This window comes from Shimia sagamensis (assembly GCF_900182745.1).
In the GTDB taxonomy this organism is placed as follows: domain Bacteria; phylum Pseudomonadota; class Alphaproteobacteria; order Rhodobacterales; family Rhodobacteraceae; genus Shimia; species Shimia sagamensis.
In genome coordinates, this window is record NZ_FXTY01000001.1 from 945904 (window position 1) to 963577 (window position 17674).

At 57.9% G+C, this 17674-nt stretch carries 18 protein-coding genes; 10 read left to right on the top strand and 8 right to left on the bottom strand.

Going from position 1 to position 17674, the window contains the following annotated elements:
- Positions 1–138 precede the first annotated feature (138 nt).
- Positions 139–1359: a phenylacetate--CoA ligase family protein gene (locus QOL67_RS04385; protein ID WP_283424720.1), complete on the top strand. Its 1221-nt coding sequence runs from the start codon at positions 139–141 to the stop codon at positions 1357–1359.
- Positions 1360–1475: 116 nt separating this feature from the next.
- On the opposite strand, the gene QOL67_RS04390 is transcribed toward QOL67_RS04385, so the two are convergent.
- Positions 1476–1961 (bottom strand): TetR/AcrR family transcriptional regulator, encoded by a 486-nt coding sequence (locus tag QOL67_RS04390; RefSeq protein WP_283424721.1) that lies wholly within the window; start codon positions 1959–1961, stop codon positions 1476–1478.
- Positions 1962–2183: 222 nt separating this feature from the next.
- Here QOL67_RS04390 and QOL67_RS04395 point away from each other — a divergent pair, with 222 nt between their 5' ends.
- Positions 2184–2867, top strand: a complete 684-nt coding sequence (locus QOL67_RS04395) for a DUF1295 domain-containing protein (RefSeq protein ID WP_283424722.1) — start codon at positions 2184–2186, stop codon at positions 2865–2867.
- Positions 2868–2931: 64 nt separating this feature from the next.
- The gene (locus QOL67_RS04400) at positions 2932–3876 is read left to right on the top strand and encodes a cation efflux transmembrane domain-containing protein (RefSeq protein WP_283424723.1); all 945 of its coding nucleotides are present in this window, start codon (positions 2932–2934) and stop codon (positions 3874–3876) included.
- Here the strand turns inward: QOL67_RS04400 and QOL67_RS04405 are convergent.
- A complete protein-coding gene (locus QOL67_RS04405; RefSeq protein WP_283424724.1) occupies positions 3873–5126 on the bottom strand; it encodes a DNA polymerase IV in 1254 nt (417 codons plus the stop codon). The two genes, QOL67_RS04400 and QOL67_RS04405, sit on opposite strands and share 4 nt — an antisense overlap.
- 25 nt (positions 5127–5151) lie before the next feature.
- Here QOL67_RS04405 and QOL67_RS04410 point away from each other — a divergent pair, with 25 nt between their 5' ends.
- Positions 5152–5631 (top strand): NUDIX hydrolase, encoded by a 480-nt coding sequence (locus QOL67_RS04410; RefSeq protein ID WP_283424725.1) that lies wholly within the window; start codon positions 5152–5154, stop codon positions 5629–5631.
- Positions 5632–5637: 6 nt separating this feature from the next.
- Here QOL67_RS04410 and pyrF read toward each other — a convergent pair whose 3' ends face one another.
- From pyrF to QOL67_RS04425, 3 genes are all read right to left on the bottom strand, one after another.
- Positions 5638–6357 carry an orotidine-5'-phosphate decarboxylase gene (gene pyrF, locus QOL67_RS04415; RefSeq protein WP_283424726.1) on the bottom strand — a complete coding sequence of 240 codons (720 nt, stop codon included), beginning with the start codon at positions 6355–6357 and terminating at the stop codon, positions 5638–5640.
- A gap of 74 nt (positions 6358–6431) precedes the next feature.
- Positions 6432–7133, bottom strand: a complete 702-nt coding sequence (locus QOL67_RS04420) for a methyltransferase (RefSeq protein ID WP_283424727.1) — start codon at positions 7131–7133, stop codon at positions 6432–6434.
- A gap of 36 nt (positions 7134–7169) precedes the next feature.
- The gene (locus tag QOL67_RS04425; protein WP_283424728.1) at positions 7170–7430 is read right to left on the bottom strand and encodes a hypothetical protein; all 261 of its coding nucleotides are present in this window, start codon (positions 7428–7430) and stop codon (positions 7170–7172) included.
- Positions 7431–7685: 255 nt separating this feature from the next.
- Here QOL67_RS04425 and clpB point away from each other — a divergent pair, with 255 nt between their 5' ends.
- The gene (gene clpB, locus QOL67_RS04430; protein WP_283424729.1) at positions 7686–10301 is read left to right on the top strand and encodes an ATP-dependent chaperone ClpB; all 2616 of its coding nucleotides are present in this window, start codon (positions 7686–7688) and stop codon (positions 10299–10301) included.
- Positions 10302–10386: 85 nt separating this feature from the next.
- Here the strand turns inward: clpB and QOL67_RS04435 are convergent, their stop codons facing one another.
- The gene (locus QOL67_RS04435; protein ID WP_283424730.1) at positions 10387–11145 is read right to left on the bottom strand and encodes a hypothetical protein; all 759 of its coding nucleotides are present in this window, start codon (positions 11143–11145) and stop codon (positions 10387–10389) included.
- A 96-nt stretch (positions 11146–11241) separates the two neighbouring features.
- Between QOL67_RS04435 and QOL67_RS04440 the strand changes: the two genes are divergently transcribed.
- The 5 genes from QOL67_RS04440 (at position 11242) to msrQ (ending at position 15472) form a co-directional block, all read left to right on the top strand.
- Positions 11242–12006 (top strand): HAD family hydrolase, encoded by a 765-nt coding sequence (locus QOL67_RS04440; protein WP_283424731.1) that lies wholly within the window; start codon positions 11242–11244, stop codon positions 12004–12006.
- Between the two features lie 59 nt (positions 12007–12065).
- Positions 12066–13562, top strand: a complete 1497-nt coding sequence (locus tag QOL67_RS04445) for an FMN-binding glutamate synthase family protein (RefSeq protein WP_430458931.1) — start codon at positions 12066–12068, stop codon at positions 13560–13562.
- A 167-nt stretch (positions 13563–13729) separates the two neighbouring features.
- On the top strand, positions 13730–14632 hold the full coding sequence (gene msrP / locus QOL67_RS04450; protein WP_283424732.1) for a protein-methionine-sulfoxide reductase catalytic subunit MsrP: 903 nt from the start codon (positions 13730–13732) through the stop codon (positions 14630–14632).
- A 4-nt stretch (positions 14633–14636) separates the two neighbouring features.
- Complete coding sequence (locus QOL67_RS04455) at positions 14637–14858, top strand: GDCCVxC domain-containing (seleno)protein (protein ID WP_283424733.1); 222 nt, start codon at positions 14637–14639, stop codon at positions 14856–14858.
- Positions 14855–15472 (top strand): protein-methionine-sulfoxide reductase heme-binding subunit MsrQ, encoded by a 618-nt coding sequence (gene msrQ, locus QOL67_RS04460; RefSeq protein ID WP_283424734.1) that lies wholly within the window; start codon positions 14855–14857, stop codon positions 15470–15472. The genes QOL67_RS04455 and msrQ overlap by 4 nt, the downstream gene beginning before the upstream one ends.
- 28 nt (positions 15473–15500) lie before the next feature.
- On the opposite strand, the gene QOL67_RS04465 is transcribed toward msrQ, so the two are convergent.
- Together QOL67_RS04465 and QOL67_RS04470 are read right to left on the bottom strand one after the other, a co-directional pair.
- Complete coding sequence (locus tag QOL67_RS04465) at positions 15501–17165, bottom strand: alpha/beta hydrolase (protein ID WP_283424735.1); 1665 nt, start codon at positions 17163–17165, stop codon at positions 15501–15503.
- A gap of 148 nt (positions 17166–17313) precedes the next feature.
- Positions 17314–17674 (bottom strand): hypothetical protein (locus QOL67_RS04470; RefSeq protein ID WP_283424736.1); only part of this gene is annotated, 361 nt, incomplete at its 5' end.

A 17674-nucleotide genomic window follows, 5' to 3' on the forward strand; every position in this document is an offset into this window, starting at 1 on the left:
ACGCCGGCGCACCTATTTGTGCGCCACCCCGCCCAAACTAATCGGGCAGACTTACCCCACCGCGCCCCCAGTCTTGGCGGGCGCATAGGAAGACTTTGGCCGCAAGGTGCGGCACCGAACCACAAAGGATGGCATCACATGAGCCGCTTTTTTGACGAGTTGGAAACCCGCAGCGCCGATCAACGCGCCGCAGATTTGGCCGCCGCTTTGCCGGCACAGATCGCACGGGCCAAACAATTGCCGGGTTTTGCGGCCTCCTTGGGGGACGTTGCCCCTGCCAAAGTGACCTCGGTGACGGATCTGGCTTCTCTTCCAGTGCTGCGCAAATCTGAATTGGGCGCGGCGCAGAAAGCCAGTGGCCCGCTGGGTGGTTTTGCCGACCTCAGCAATCCCAACATTGCCCATGTGTTCCAATCCCCCGGTCCGATCTATGAGCCCGGTGGCAACACCTCTGATTGGTTCCGCTTTGGTCGTGTGCTGCACGCGGTTGGCATTGGCGCGAATGATATCGTGCAGAACTGTTTCTCTTACCATCTGACCCCAGCGGGCATGATGTTTGAAAGCGGCGCGCGCGCCGTAGGTGCCAAAGTGCTGCCAGCCGGTGTTGGCCAGACCGAAATGCAGGTCCGGGCGGCGGCTGACATTGGCACCACCGCATACGCTGGCACGCCGGACTACCTCAAAATTATCCTCGATAAGGCCGAGGAGATGGGTGAAAAACTCAAGATCACCAAAGCCACCGTAGGCGGCGGCGCGTTGTTCCCAAGCTTGCGTCAGGAATACGCCGATCGCGGCATCACCTGTCTGCAGGGCTACGGCACGGCCGATCTTGGCTCCATCGCTTATGAATCTGAAGCGATGGAAGGCATGATCATCGACGAAGGTGTGATTGTGGAAATTGTCACCCCCGGCACCGGCACTCCGGTAACCCCCGGCGAGGTTGGCGAAGTGGTTGTGACCACACTCAACCCTGACTACCCGCTTATCCGTTTTGCCACTGGCGACCTCTCCGCCATCCTCCCTGGGCAAAGCCCGTGCGGGCGGACCAACATGCGTATCAAAGGTTGGATGGGCCGTGCCGATCAAACCGCCAAGATCAAAGGCATGTTTGTCCGCCCCGAGCAGGTGGCGACGCTTGTGGCGAAACACGACGAGGTCACCAAGGCGCGCGTGATTGCAACCCGCGCTGGCGAGATGGATGTGATGACCGTGCAAATCGAAAGCGCCGGCGGTGACGAGGCCGCTTACGGCGCCTCCGTAGCGGACGCGCTGAAACTCAAAGGCAAGATTGAGATTGTCGCGCCGGGCAGCCTGCCCAAAGACGGCATCGTGATCGAAGATCAGCGCAAATACGACTAATCCCTCTTCCCCTGAGCCCGGTGCCCTTTGGGGCGCTTCGGCTATGCCCGTCGCTTGCGGCGGGCTTTTTCTTTTTGGGCGGGCGCTTTGCTTCCGCCCGCGGTCAGCCACTGCCCTCAGGTCTCGCGGTTCTCGCCCCGAAAATACCCAATCAACAACCGTCCCATCATGCGCTCCAACGTCTCCTGCGTGGCTTCTTCGCCCACAATCTCCGCCACCGCTGCACGGTGCGCCGCTACCGACACCTGCATCGCCTCGTCTTGGGCTATCTCGTCCGCCGATTTGCCGCGCAGGTAGTCAAATAACAGGGCCATTTCGCTGCCAAAGGTTGGAGCCATCGCCTCGGTCAGCGCCTGTATCTGTGCCGCCTGCGTGGTCCCGCCAACCTGCGGCACCGCGACAGATTTCATCACTTCCTTGGTGGTGGCCAGAAACAGCGCCTCTTTGGTGGGGAAGTAATGATAAAGCGCCGATTTGGACACGCCCAGATGCGCGGCCACCTTGCGCATACTCACGCCCCCATAGCCATGTTCGGAAAAATAGGAGGCCGCGCGCAGCGCCAAATCGGCGCGGTGGGCATCATGGTCAACGATCTTTGGCATCTATTTTCGTCCGATTGGTCTATAAACTGTTTGACACGGCTCAGGCCCAAGGTCTACGAAGAAATTGTTTTCGTCCATGTGGTCTAAAAAGATGTTCCCAACACGCAACCCGCCTCTCTTACGTCTCGAAGTTGTGCTGACCTGTGCCGTGTCGGCAGGGGTTCTATGCAAGATCGCGGACGGGTGTCGCGCGTTTGGTTGTCTGTTTTGAAAGGTCTCGGAATGTCGTCTACTGAAACCACCGGCGGGGTAGATCGCGCCCATGATCGCTCTTTTGGACCCAAGCTGATCTTTGCTGTGCTGCACGGCGGCATTGTCGGCCTCTGCCTTTGGCTCGCCTTTGCGCTGGAGTGGGCCGATCCCGCCCGCGCCAAACTGTTGGCAGGCTGCGCCGTGCTCTATTTCTTGCGCCACCTGATCACGCTGTTTGCCCTACTCAAACGCAAGGTGGACCTCTTGGAAGCCCTCGCACTGTCCGCTTTTATGGCGGTGTTCGAAATTGGTTTCCTGCTGCTGGGGGCAGGTATATTGAGGGACACAGCGGTGCCCTTTGGCGGCATGGACATGTTGGCACTGGGGCTGATTGCGCTTGGCTCTTACCTCAACACGGGATCAGAGTTGCAACGCAGGATTTGGAAGAAACGCCCCGAGAGCAAAGGCCGCTGCTACACTGGCGGACTGTTCAAGTATTCCATACACATCAACTACTTCGGCGACATGGTGCTGTTCACCGGCTGGGCCTTGCTCACCACCTCTTGGCTGGCCTTTGCAATTCCATTGTTCATGACCGTTGGCTTTATCTTCGTCCACATTCCGGGATTGGATGCCTACTTGTTCCAACGTTATGGAGCGGAGTTCGACGCCTACGCGGCCAAAACCGCAAAACTGATCCCCTTCGTTTACTAACTCCCCCTCGCAAACTTCGAGCCATGCACTATCTTGGCGGAAACACGATACGTGAGGACCAACCATGGACGCACAAACCATCAAAACCCGCGAGATGCGGGCGCTCTCGATCGCCATGGCGGGCAGCTTGTTTATGGGCGGGGCAGGGGTGCTGGCCGCGATTATGTCCAACTCCACCGCCATCATGATGGACGGACTGTTCTCACTGATCGCCTTCACCTCGGCCTTCATTGGCCGCAAGATCAGCCAGAATGTGGACGCCGCCCCGGATCGTTTCCGTCCGCTGGGCTATGCGGCAGATGAGGCGGTGTTTGTCACCTTCCGCTCGCTGTCATTGATTGGCCTGATCCTCTTTGCTTGTGGCTCCGCGGTGATGAACATCCTCAACTACATTCAAGGTCAGGCGATCCCAACGCTGAACTACGAGCCGATGTTGATCTATTTTGTGGTGATCAGCGCCACCTGTTTTGGCCTCTGGGCCTTGCACCGTCACACTTATAAGAAAACCGGCGAGGTCAGCGAAATTCTCAAGCTGGAAAGCAAAGCCGCCGCCATCGACGGCTTCATGACGGTTGCCACAGCCTTGGGTCTCGGCATGATCTACGCCTTTGGGGATGGCGTTCTGGCCCCCATTGCGCCGATTGGCGACAGCATTGTGGTGTTCTTCCTCTGTCTGGTCGCCGTGCGTCAGATTCTGCGCGATTTGGGGGGTGGCATGGGCGAATTGCTTGGCGTCACGGCGCAGCCGGAGATCATCGCCAAAGCGCGCCGCGCCTTGCGGGCTTCGGTGTCAGACCTGCCAGGTGACTTTGTTGATATGTCGGTGGTGAAGCTCGGCCGCACTTACACCGTCAGTGTCTATTACAACCCAAAACAGGCGGTCACACCGGAGCAGATAGACAGCCTCAACCTCGCCATGATCGCGGATGTGCGCAAAGTGTTGCCGGGCGCGGATGTGTTGCTCTGCATCTCGCAATACCCCCGCCGCTGGCCTGAGGGCTTGGGCTAACGCATGGCCCGCCCTTTGAGGATCGCGTCTGAGCCAAAACGCTCGCGAATAGCATCTGTCGCGCGTTCCGCTTTGGCGCGCTGTGCAGCATTCGGGTCGAGCAAGTCGCCTGACAAATCCGCTTGTGTCGCGGGCACCAGATCGGCCAGTCCGACGCCAATCAACCGGTATGGCCCTTCATCGCCCACTTGATCAAATAGTCCTCGCGCGGTGCGATACAGCGTGTCCGCCATCTGCGTCGCATCGCGCAGGCTCACCCGCCGGCTGATTGAAGAGAAATTTGCCCGCTTCAACTTCAACGTCACCACACGCCCGGCCAAATCTTTGGCCTTGGCCCGGTCGCTCACCTTTTCAGACAACCGCCACAAATGTCCGTCCAGAATATCGGTGCTGGCGGTGTCCTCAAAAAACGTGGTCTCGTTGCTGATGCTCTTCATCGGCGCATTTGCGGACACTTTGCGCCGATCCTGTCCCCGCGCCAGATGCCACAACCGATACCCAGTGTTGCCAAACCGCGCGATCAGATCCTGCTGGTCCCAGCGCAACAGGTCGGTAAACGTGCGAATGCCCGCCCGCTCCAAATTCTCCTGTGCCACCGGTCCAATGCCCCAGATCATCCGCACTGGTTTATCGCGCAGAAAATCATCGGTCTCGGCCTTGCCAATCACCGAAAACCCGCGTGGCTTGTCCAGATCGCTGGCCACCTTGGCCAAAAACTTGTTGTGGGACAGCCCCACCGATCCGGTCACGCCCAGCTCGTCTTTCATGCGCTTTGTAAGCCGCGCCAACATCACCGCAGGCGGCGCGCCATGCAGCTTGGCGGTGCCGGTCATGTCCAAAAATGCCTCATCCAGTGACAGCGGCTCAATCACCGGCGTCATTTCATCCATCATCGCACGGATTGCCCGGCTGACCTCGACATAAGCCTCCATCCGCGGCTTGATCACTACAGCATCGGGGCAGAGCTTCAGAGCCTGAAACATCGGCATGGCAGAGCGCACCCCGCGAATGCGCGCCACATAACAGGCCGTGGACACAACTCCGCGTTTGCCGCCGCCAATAATCACCGGTTTGTCGATCAACTCCGGGTTATCGCGCTTCTCAACACTTGCATAAAACGCATCACAATCCATATGCGCGATAGACAGCTCAAAAAGCTCCGGATGGGCGCTCACACGCAAGCTGCCACACTCTGGACATCTTCTTGTGGTTTCCAATTCGTTAAGACAATCGCGGCATACTGCTGGCATTGGACTACTTCTTGTGGAGATGGCAATGACTATAGCATTCCCAAATTTCCCTGACAGGGCTTATCGCGGCTCCAAGCTGATTGTGTTTGTCGGAGACAAGCTGGTGTCGGTGCTGCGTGATGACATCCCCACCATCCCTTGGCCGGACTATTGGGACTTCCCCGGTGGCGGGCGCGAAGGTGACGAGGCCGCGTTAACCTGTGCGTTGCGTGAGACCGAAGAAGAGATTGGCCTGACCCTGTCAGAACAGGACGTGATCTGGGCCCGCCGCTATCAGCGACAGGATCACTTTACGTGGTTCTTTGCGGCGCAATTGCCAGCGGAGATGGAACAGCACATTGTTCTTGGCGATGAGGGTCAGCGCATCAAACTGATGTCACCCCGTGAGTATCTCACTCACACCAAAGGCATCCCGCATTTCCAGACGCGTCTCGCCGATTTTCTCGCCGACACACATCCGGACAATCCGAACAATTTCATGCTGCCAATGGCCGCCTGCGCTTAAGTCGCCTTAGCGGTTTGGCTGCTGCGCCTGCGCCGAGTTCATCTCTGCAACAATGGCTTGCGCTGCTGCCCGTGGGTTCTCTGCGGTCCAAACCGGACGCCCTACCACAATATGGTCCACGCCATCTGCGACGGCATTGGCTGGTGTTGCCACGCGCTTTTGATCTCCCAAAGCCGCGCCCGCCGGACGCACACCTGGGGTCACAATCAAACGCCCCTCAGCTTCCGGCAGTGCGCGGATCATCGCCGCCTCTTGGGGCGAAGCAATCACGCCATCTGCACCGGCTTCAAACGCTTTGCCAGCACGCTCCACCACCAGATCAGGGATCGCGCCGTCTTTGATCAGACAGTTGTCCAGATCACCGCGATCCAGCGATGTCAGCACGGTCACGCCGAGAATTTTCAAATTGCTGCCCGCCGCGCCTTCTTTGGCCGCTGCCACCACATGGGGATCGCCATGCACTGTCAGGAAATCGAGGTCAAATTGCGCCAAGCCACGCACAGCCGCTTCCACGGTGGCACCAATGTCAAACAGCTTCATGTCGAGGAAAATACGCTTGCCATATTCCTGCTTCAGCTCATTGGCCAATGCCAGACCGCCGCCGGTCAGCATGCCAAGGCCAATCTTATAGAAGCTCACCGCATCGCCGATCTGGTCCACAAGCTCTTGGCCATGCAACATGTTTGGGACATCAAGGGCAACAATCAGACGGTCATCAGCGGTCATGGCGGTATCTCCGGGCTCTCTAGGGGCAAAGCAAACGTGTGCCTTCTAGCGCCGTGCGCCTTGTGCCGCAAGGCTTAGCGGTTGCCGTAGATCCACTCCATGTCGGGCTTTTCGGTGCAGTAGTAATGCACCCAGATGTAGGCATGCTGAAATGCGGCGACCACCAACGCATTCCAACTGTCACACAACAGCGCAATGCCCCACAGGCCGAGAAAGATCGGCCCATACATGGCGTTGGAGGTGTATTTGAAGATGCCTTTGTCCACCAAAGGCAGCGCAGCAATCTCTTCGCGGAAATGATCGCCACCCACCGCGCGGCGGATGGTGAAATAGGTCAGCACCGAATGCATGCCGTAGATCGCAATGGCGACAAAGGTGATCCCCAACCCGATGTTGAGCCATTGCGGTGTCCCAATTGGCACAACATCCGCGAGGCCTGTGATGAGAATGGTGATTGGCCGTGCCACCAAAAGCGGAAGAAACATCCGTGTCCAGATGGCAAGATCCGCTTCGCCGTGCAGGCGGGTGACCAAATTGCGGTGCAGCTCCGCGCGAAAGATAAACGCCACAATCACTTGATGCAGGATTGCGAGGCCGATGCTGGTGATTGCCCAGGTTTGCGCCGTGAGTCCCAGAAAACGCTGCCCGTCAGGTGAGGGCATCAATAAGGACGTGGCGCCGAGCCACAAAAACACAATCAGCCCCAAATGCTGGGGCTGACCTTCAAGCATGTCACGCCACGTGGAGCGCCTGCGGATATCTTCTAAATTGGCCATAAAGACAGTCTGTCTAAAGACCGCTGCTCTGTCCAGTTAGCCTTCGCTTGGATAGACACCCGGCGCAAAAGACAGCTTTTCGCGGCCTGCGCGGATTTCCGGCATCCGGCTCAGCTGACGCAGCGCTTCTTTGATCAACGCCAAACGGCCCGCGCCTTTGGGACGCTCGTCCTCAGCGGGGACGGCGCAATGCAGGCGCACATCTCGGGAGTCATCACTCAGGCTGACCACGGCGGACAGCTCGCCCAAAGTCTGGCGGTAGGTTGGGTTGGAAATCTGAATCTCGGTCACATGCATGGTGCGGCCCTTTCTTGTCTGCTCTTTCAAGCATTGTGATTCCGAAATAGGGCGAAATTTGTCTCAAATTAGGGGAATTTTCGCACCATTTTCGCACTGACTTGTGCAACCCTTGCAAAGCATTCAATTTTCCAGCCGCGACATCTTGATTCATTTCCCGCTGTTGCCCACATCATGCTTGAGGCCCACAATCGGGGCGTGCCGCAAAGCGGGCGCCACATCTGAACCGGGCGCTTACAAAAAGGAGAGATAGCCATGGACTTGAGCAAGTTCACGGAACGGTCCCGCGGCTTTATTCAGGCGGCGCAGACCATTGCGATGCGGGAAAACCACCAACGTTTGGTGCCCGAACACATTCTAAAAGCAGTGATGGACGATGATCAGGGGCTGGCGGCCAATCTGATCACCCGTGCTGGTGGCGCGCCACAAATGGTGCGCGAATCAGTGGACACAGCGGTCAGTAAGCTGCCGCAGGTGTCTGGCGACACCGGCCAACCCTACATGGACAATAAAACTGCCAAAGTGCTGGCAGAGGCCGAAGCGTTGGCCAAGAAAGCAGGCGACAGTTTTGTCCCGGTCGAGCGCATTCTGATGGCGTTGGTGATGGTGAAATCCAAAGCCAAAGACGCGCTGGATGGCGGCAACGTCACCGCGCAGACGCTCAACGCAGCGATCAATGACATCCGCAAAGGCCGCACTGCAGATTCTGCGTCTGCTGAGGATGGCTATGACGCGTTGAAAAAATACGCCCAGGACCTCACCGAACGTGCCAGCGAAGGCAAAATTGACCCAATTATTGGCCGCGACGATGAAATTCGCCGCGCCATGCAGGTTCTGAGCCGTCGCACCAAAAACAACCCTGTTCTGATCGGGGAGCCGGGCGTTGGTAAAACCGCGATTGCCGAAGGCATGGCCTTGCGCATCGTGAACGGCGACGTGCCGGAAAGCCTGCGCAACAAAAAGCTTCTGGCGCTCGACATGGGCGCGTTGATTGCGGGTGCCAAATACCGTGGTGAGTTTGAGGAACGTCTGAAAGCAGTCTTGACCGAAGTCACCGAAGCTGCTGGCGAAATTCTGCTCTTTATTGATGAGATGCACACGCTTGTTGGCGCGGGCAAATCTGAGGGCGCGATGGATGCGGCCAACCTGATCAAGCCTGCACTGGCGCGCGGTGAGCTGCACTGTATCGGTGCCACCACGCTGGATGAATACCGCAAATACGTGGAGAAAGACGCGGCTCTTGCCCGTCGCTTCCAACCGGTTGTGGTCGAAGAACCCACCGTGGAAGACACCATTTCGATTCTGCGCGGCATCAAAGAGAAGTATGAGCTGCACCACGGCGTGCGCATCTCTGACTCTGCACTGGTCGCAGCTTCTACTCTGAGCCACCGCTACATCACTGACCGTTTCTTGCCGGACAAAGCGATCGACCTTGTGGACGAGGCCGCCTCTCGCTTGCGCATGGAAGTGGACAGCAAACCCGAAGAACTCGACGCACTTGATCGTCAGATCCTGCAATTGCAGATTGAGGAAGAGGCGCTCAAACTTGAAGATGATGCGGCCTCCAAGGACCGTCTGGAAACCTTGCAAAAGGACCTTGCGGACCTGCAGGATCGCTCCGCTGAGATGACCGCCAAATGGCAAGCGGGTCGGGATAAGCTGGCCGGTGCGCGTGACATCAAAGAAGCGCTGGATCAGGCCCGTGCCGATCTGGACATTGCCAAACGTGAGGGCAACCTCGCCCGCGCGGGGGAGCTGTCGTACGGCGTGATCCCGGATCTGGAGAAAAAGCTCGACGAGGCGGAAAACGCCGAAGGCGAGATGACCGTTGAAGAAGCCGTGCGCCCGGAGCAGATCGCGCAAGTGGTTGAGCGGTGGACCGGTATCCCAACCTCCAAGATGCTTGAAGGTGACCGTGAGAAACTTCTGCGTATGGAGGATGAGCTGCACCGTCGCGTGATTGGCCAGCACTCCGCCGTGACCGCGCTGTCCAACGCGGTGCGACGTGCCCGCGCGGGTCTGAATGATGAGAGCCGCCCACTGGGTAGTTTCCTCTTCTTGGGGCCAACCGGCGTGGGTAAAACCGAGCTGACCAAGGCCGTGGCCGAGTTCCTGTTTGACGACGACAACGCCATGGTGCGCATCGACATGTCCGAGTTCATGGAGAAACACGCGGTTGCCCGCCTGATCGGCGCGCCTCCCGGTTACGTCGGCTATGACGAAGGTGGTGTTCTGACCGAGGCCGTACGCCGCCGCCCCTATCAGGTGGTGCTGTTTGACGAGGTCGAAAAGGCGCATCCGGATGTGTTCAACGTGCTCTTGCAGGTGCTTGACGATGGCGTGCTGACCGATGGCCAAGGCCGTACGGTGGACTTCAAGCAAACGCTGATCATCCTGACGTCGAACCTCGGCGCGCAGGCGCTCAGCCAACTGCCAGACGGCGCGGACGCTTCTGATGCGCGTCGTGACGTGATGGACGCCGTGCGCGCCCATTTCCGGCCGGAATTCCTCAACCGTCTGGATGAGACCATCATCTTTGACCGTCTGGGGCGGCAGGACATGGACGGCATCGTCGATATCCAACTTGCGCGCCTCAAAAAGCGCCTTGCTGGTCGCAAGATTGGCCTTGAGCTGGACGCCGGGGCCAAACAGTGGCTGGCGGACGAAGGCTATGACCCGGTGTTTGGCGCCCGTCCGCTGAAGCGCGTGATGCAACGTGCCTTACAGAACCCACTGGCCGAAGCGTTGCTGGCAGGGGACATCAAGGATGGCGACACCGTGCCGGTCAGCGCCGGGGCCGAGGGTCTCTTGATTGGCGACCGTGTTGGCAGCAGCGACAATCCAAAACCGGATGATGCCGTCGTGCATTAAGCCGTTTCATAATGCAAAGAGGGCGGAGAAAATCTCCGCCCTTTCAAATATTTGTATGAGCAAAAATTGGCCTTGGCTCAGTATGTTAATACTTGAACCGCAAGCCCACGCCGATACCCTGGTCAAATGTGCGATCTTTGCCCAACCCAACCAACACATCCCCATAAAGGGCCACGCCGTCACTGAGATTTTTGCCCAGCTGCACCTCTGCCGAGGCTGGCCATGTGTCGTTTTCCCAATTGTAGGGAAGCTTTAGATCGGCCTTGATCCACCATGTGTCAGCAAAAGGTTGTAAAGCAATCAGGCGCGCGGAGGTTTGGCTTATATCTGTACCGCCATTGTAGGACGCAAAGTGCTGAACCAGTGGAATTAGTGTTAGGCCGGTGTTCAAATTGGCCAAAGCGACCCCTGCGAAAGGTGCCAATTGATCGGCGCCGGGGCCAATTCCGGTGCCCGCCTCACCGAGGTCATAGATCCACTCCAGTCCCACCGCCGTGCGCATCCCCCAAGTCTCATTGAGTTTTCTCTCGCTTGGAAAGTAAATCGCTTTGACGCCAACTTTTTCAAAGCTGGTTTCGCGGGATCCTGACGCGTTTGTTGAATTGTAGTGCAATTCATATTTCAGTTTTAGATCAGGGCGCAGCATGAAGGCGCCGTCAACGTAGGCATCCTGTTTGTCTGCTCCCTTTCCCAGATCTAGAGATTTGAATCGCAGGTCTGTGTTGTTGACAGCTGCAAGTGGATTAGACGCGTTTTCTTGGGCAGTCAGGCTTTGGCAGCAAAAGAGCATCAAAGCCAGCACACCTAGCCGGTTCGTCCAAAGTGTCGCATTCCGTGCTGTCATGGAGCCACCTGAAATCTAGAAGAGTTGGTTGGGACGTCTGTGTTTAATGTATGCTAGCCTGCCACTCTGGGTCTTGCAAAGTAAAGGATGCATGTGATGGAACAGCCATCGGGCATGGGTGAGACCTCATTTGATTTACGAAGTGTCACAATGGCGATAGCCAAAAACTCGATTGGGGGTCTTTTGCATAAACTTGCACCACTTCTTGTCCTTTTTGATTGCGACGGCGTGTTGGTTGATAGCGAAACCGTCACCAATCGTATCATTCAGGAAAACCTCGCTACACGCGGCCTTTCGTTGCCATCGGAGAAAATCGTCACCCTCTTTGTGGGGGGCACCATGGCTGGCGTGCGCGACACGGCGCTTTCGATGGGCGCCACTCTCGAAAGCAACTGGCTTGATCTCATCTATGGTGAGATGTTTGCCGGTCTTGCAGCACATTGTGAGGTGATCCCGGGTGTCACGGATGTGTTGGACCACCTGGACCACGCCAGCGTCCCCTATGCGGTCTGTTCAAATGGGCCCCATACCAAGATGGACATAACCTTGACGGCGTGCGGCCTCATGGAGCGCTTTGCTGGCTGTATTTACTCCCGCGAAGACGTGCCTGCGCCTAAGCCTGCCCCCGACGTGTATCTGCACGCTGCCAAACTGGCCAACACCGCACCGGCGCGATGTGTCGTGATCGAAGACAGCCCGTCAGGAGCCAAAGCTGGCAAAGCCGCTGGCATGCGTACCTTTGGCTACGTCGCTGATACCGATCCGACCCGCCTTGCGCCCATCTGTGACGTCCTGTTTGACGACATGACCAGACTCGCAAATTTGTTGCACCTCCCTCACGCAGCTGTTGCCCATTCGTGACTTGCCCTTCTCACTTGGACGCTCCACTTTAAGCCCAACGCGCCACAAAGGAGCCAGTCATGGAAAGCACAATGGAAACAGCCTTTGACGTGGTGGAGTTCCTTGGTCTGACATTTGTGCTGATCTTTGCGCTCCTGGTGGTTGTTGTGCTCATTCTTTTTGTCATCGACCGCAGACAGACCGAAGATGCCATCCGGCGCAACTATCCGGTCATCGGGCGCTTCCGGCATTTGTTTTCCGAATTGGGCGAGTTTTTTCGCCAATATTTCTTTGCCATGGACCGCGAGGAACTGCCGTTCAACCGCGCCCAACGCGAATGGGTTGGCCGGGCAGGGGAGGGCAAGTCCAACACCATCGCTTTTGGCTCCACCAGAAATCTCAACGTTCCGGGCACGCCAATTTTTGCGAATGATCCCTTCCCGCCGCTGGACGATGAATATGCCAAATCGGAGCCGCTGTTGATCGGCCCGACCACCCGCACGCCCTATCTGGCACCCTCGTTTTTCAACATCTCGGGCATGAGCTACGGTGCCCTTTCTAAACCCGCCATTCAGGCGCTGAGCCACGGTGCAGCACAGGCGGGTGTGTGGCTCAACACGGGGGAGGGCGGCGTCAGCCCGTTTCACTACGAGGGCGGCTGTGATCTGGTCTACCAAATTGGCACCGCCAAATTTGGCGTGCGCAATGCAGAGGGTGGGCTGGACGATGCCAAGCTGCGTGAGATCGCCAGCCATGACAGTATCCGCATGTTCGAGGTGAAAATGGCCCAAGGCGCCAAGCCCGGTAAAGGCGGCATCCTTCCAGGCGAGAAGGTCACCGAAGAGATTGCTAAGATCCGCGGGCTTCAGGTTGGGCAGGATGGCATCTCCCCCAACCGCCACCGCGAGATTGATAACTTTGACCACCTTCTGGATTTCCTCGCCCACATCCGTGAGGTCACTGGCAAGCCCGTAGGCATCAAGACCGTGGTTGGCGCGGAACTCACCGTGCGCGAGTTCTTTGAAACCATCGCCCGGCGCGGGGTCGACATGGCGCCGGACTTCATCACCATCGACGGCGGTGAAGGCGGCACCGGCGCGGCGCCCATGCCGCTGATGGATCTGGTTGGCATGCCTGTGCGTGAGGCGCTGCCCTTGGTGGCGGATCTACGCGACGAATTTGAGTTGCACGACCGCATCCGCCTGATCGCCTCAGGGAAGCTGGTGAACCCCGGCGACATCGCCTGGGCGCTGGCGGCTGGCGCAGATTTTGTCACCTCCGCCCGCGGCTTCATGTTTGCACTGGGCTGCATTCAGGCGCTCAAGTGCAATAAAAACACCTGCCCCACCGGCATCACCACCCATGACCCGCGTTTCCAGAAAGGTCTGGTGGTGGACCGCAAAGCCCCGCGTGTGGCCCGTTACGCGAAGGCGCTGGTCAAAGAAGTCGAGGTCATTTCGCATTCCGTCGGCGTCTCTGAACCCCGCAAATTGCGCCGCCGTCACGTGCGGCTGGTGCAACCCAACGGCCGCTCTGTGCCGATGAACGAAGTTTTCCCCCGCCCTGGCGCCATGTAGCACCCTCTACTTTCTCATTCCTCAAATATCCCGGGGGTGTGGGGGCTGGCCCCCACGTGGTCTGCCACAAACGTTACAATCGCCCCACACCATCGTGACCCCCTGTGTGTGGCGCGCGGCCCCAAACCTGCGCTATCACGGTCTCAACGCAATAGGAGACTGCCCGCATGGCGCACCGCTGGACCAATGACCTCACACATGACGACGTGACCCCGAAGTCCGCCTATCTGAACCGCCGCCAGCTGATGGCCGGCATGGCCGGTCTTGGCCTCACTGCCCTCGCGCCCAAAGCAAACGCCGCCGCCGATCTCACCCCCACTGATTTTGACGTCATCTCCCAGTACAACAACTTCTATGAGTTTGGCACCGGCAAGGAAGACCCCGCCAAACACGCCCACCGCCTGACCACCCAGCCGTGGTCGATTAAAATTGATGGTATGGTCGACCGCCCCGGCGACTACGCGCTTGGCGACATCCTGTCCAAAATGACCATCGAGGAGCGTATCTACCGCTTCCGCTGTGTTGAAGCCTGGTCGATGGTGGTGCCGTGGAACGGCTTTGAGCTCAAAGACCTTCTGGATCTTGCGGGTGTGCAATCCTCCGCCAAATACGTGGCGTTTGAAACGCTCTATCGCCCTGATGAGATGATTGGGCAGAAGTCGCCGTTCCTTGATTGGCCTTATGTCGAAGGTCTGCGCTTGGACGAAGCCAATCACCCGCTCACCCTGATGGCCACGGGCCTCTACGGCAAAGACATGCCCAAACAAAACGGCGCACCGATCCGTCTGGTGGTGCCGTGGAAATACGGTTTCAAATCGATCAAATCCATCGTGCGTATCACGCTGACTGACAAAGAACCGCCCACCAGCTGGAACAAATCCATCCCCGGTGAATATGGCTTTTACTCCAATGTGAACCCAGAAGTGGATCACCCGCGCTGGTCGCAGGCCTCTGAACGCCCCATCGGTGGCGGCTTCTTTGCCAAGCGTATCCCAACCCTGAAATTCAATGGTTATGAGACAGAGGTTGCAAACCTCTATGATGGCATGGACCTGCGCAAAAACTACTGATCTTATGACTGATATAATCCTCACCTCCACGCTGACCTGCCCGCACTGCGCCTATACGCAGGCATTTGAGATGCCCACGGACTCCTGCCAGTTCTTTTTGGAGTGCCCAGGCTGCGCCAAAGTATTGCGTCCCAAGGCTGGGGATTGCTGTGTGTTCTGTTCTTACGGCGATGTGCCATGCCCGCCCATCCAAGCGGGTGACAGCTGCTGCAAAGGGAAAGCATGATCGAGCCCCTCAATACTTTCGTGCGCAAAACGCCCAACTGGCTGCTCTACCTGATTGGGGCGGCCTATCCGGCGTGGCTGCTCTATGCTGGGTTAAGCGGCGGCTTGGGGGTTGATCCCGTGAAAGCCATGGAGCACGCGCTGGGCAAAGCGGGTCTACAAGTGCTGATCGCCGTCCTCCTGATCACCCCGCTGCGCCGGTTTAGCAAATTCAACTTCCTGAGCTGGCGCCGGGCGCTGGGCGTAATCGCCTTCTTCTACATCCTGCTGCATTTTCTGGTCTGGATGGTGTTGGACGTGCAGATCCTCTCGCAAGTCTGGGCGGACATCGTCAAACGCCCCTACATCATTGTCGGCATGATCTCCCTGTTGATCCTGCTGCCGCTGGCGATTACCTCAAACAATATATCGATCCGTAAACTTGGCCCCCGCTGGCGCAAGTTGCACAAGGCCACCTATTTGGCCGTGGCGCTGGGCGGCGTGCACTACATCATGCAGACCAAAGGCTTTGAGTATGAGCCTTACATCTACCTTGCCGTGGTGATCGGCCTGATTGCGATCCGTAAATTGCCCAAAAAACGCGCCGCGCAACCGGTCAAACGTCAGGTCGCCTAGAGGTCAGGTCGCCTAGAGGACTGTGTCCTCAGTCATTGCGACAGCCTAGCCCAACTCCAAGGTCACAATGGGCGCGCAATCGCTTGGTGTCTTCGCGGGTCCATCCCTCCGGTGCCGTCACCTCGGCCCAGGGCGAGATGTAATCCCGCGCATAATAGGCGTGGCCATGCCCGGGAGGTGCGCCAAACGACAGCGCCATATCCAGCGCCAATTGAAACTGGGTCACGATAGGAATGAACACCAAATGGCGCGAGACATCCTCAGCCGGAGGATCGTTCATCCACGGCGGCGCACGCCAAAGAGAGCGCGGTTCATAAAACACAATCGGATCGCTGGAATACTGCAAAAAGGCGATGCGCATCTGCCCCCACGCGCGCGGCGCGTCAGAGGCATCCTGAACATGGTTGGCATAACGCACCAGCGAGCCACGCCCAACTTTCGGCAAAACCCAAGGGCTGTCCGCGTTGCGTGCCACCTGAATGCTATGCCAAAACCGCGACGGAAACGGTGGACCGGCCCAAAACGCGCCGTTGATGGGATCGTCGAGCAGGCGGAACAGGTTGGTGGCATACATCGAGGACCACGCCCCAAGGCTGAGCCCATGGGCATAAAGGCGAGGGCGGCTGTCCTTTGGCAAACCCGACCAATAGTCATGCACCACTTCCAAAAGCGCTGTGGCCTGATCCAACCCGGTACGAGTTTCCAGGATCAGCGCCAGGGGCGACTGCAAATAGGAGTATTGCACACTGACCGTGGCGATGTTGCCGTTGTGCATGTACTCCACCGGATCATGTGACCCCGGATCCATCCAGCCGGTGCCGGTGGGGCTGGTGACAATCAACACCTCCCGCGCGAAGGCGTCGACGCGGATCAGCTCCGCCAAAGCCAACTCCGCGCGCTCTTGCGGGGTCTCGCCATTGGCTCGCCCCACATAAACGCGCAAAGGCTCCATGGCGGGTTTGCCAGTAAAGGCAGAGATCGCCTTGGCGTCCGGTCCGCTCAACACAAAGTCCCGTCCCGGCTGCCCCATGGCCGCCCAATCAATCAGCGAAGCGGGTGAGCCGGACTGATGTGGCAAAGTCGGCAGCGGCGGGGCCACGTCAAACAACTCCTGCGCCGTCTCATAGCTCTGATCCAAGGAGGCCACGACCCGGTCAAAAATCCCGTCTCGCGTAACCACAAACAAGATGGCCGTCACTGTCAGCACGCCAAGCACATTGGCCCGCCGCGGAGGCATGAATTGATAGAACTTGCCTCGTACCCAATGAAACAGCGCCGCAATCAACGCGCCAAAGCTATAGAGTATAAGAAACGTCAGGGTGGTCAGCCCTGTCAGCTGAAGGAGATGTCGCCCTTCCACAGGGGCCATCGACATTTTCTGCCGCAGCTCGTTTTGCCATTCCAGACTATAGACCAATATCCATCCCGTCAGAGCAACCACGCAGAGCGCCAACAGCAGATCAAACATCTTTCCGATCCGTCTTTGTAAGCGTGGTAGGTCTGCCGCTTGCCAGATCAGGCTGAGGGTTTGGCCTAGCAGATATCCAATTGCGATCACCACCCCGCCAAGGATGCCTTGCTCGGTGGCCCCCCGTGGGATGAGCGACGGCGTCAAGGATGCCGCAAAGAATGAAAGCCCCAGCAGAAAGCTGCGGGTGGAGAAGCTCAGGATCAATCGTCGCAACCGATGCATGGTCGTGTCCTTGTGGTCAGAGGTGCTTTTGAGACTAGCGCCAGATATCCGAAACAGAAGACCTGGGTGACAAGATGGGAGAACACGGCCTGCACCTGTAGCCTAAGTGCCGCGAGTGGTGATCCGGTGAGGCGCATCGCACGCTCTGTTAGGCCTTCTGAAAGGTCACCTTTCCTGCCTTATCTGCCCACCTCTGCGATATTGCCGCGATACAGACGTGATACCGACGTGGGATTCTCGGGTTTTTGGTCTGTTGCGTGGTGAGTCTTGGGTGAGTCTTCGGTCGAGTCTGTGGATAAGTGTCTGTGATCGTCGTCTGTGAGCTTGGTTTGTTTGTTTGTTTGTTTTTGGTTGCGGAAGTGGTCTGGTTAGGGTGTTGATATTGTTGGATTTTTGAGAAAGTTTGCGGAATAGTGCGGAAAGTTGAAAAAAGCGCTTGCGGCTTTGTTGGTATAACCTTAGAACCCCCTTCACCGGCGGCGCTGAGGCGCACAACGGCGGGACGGACT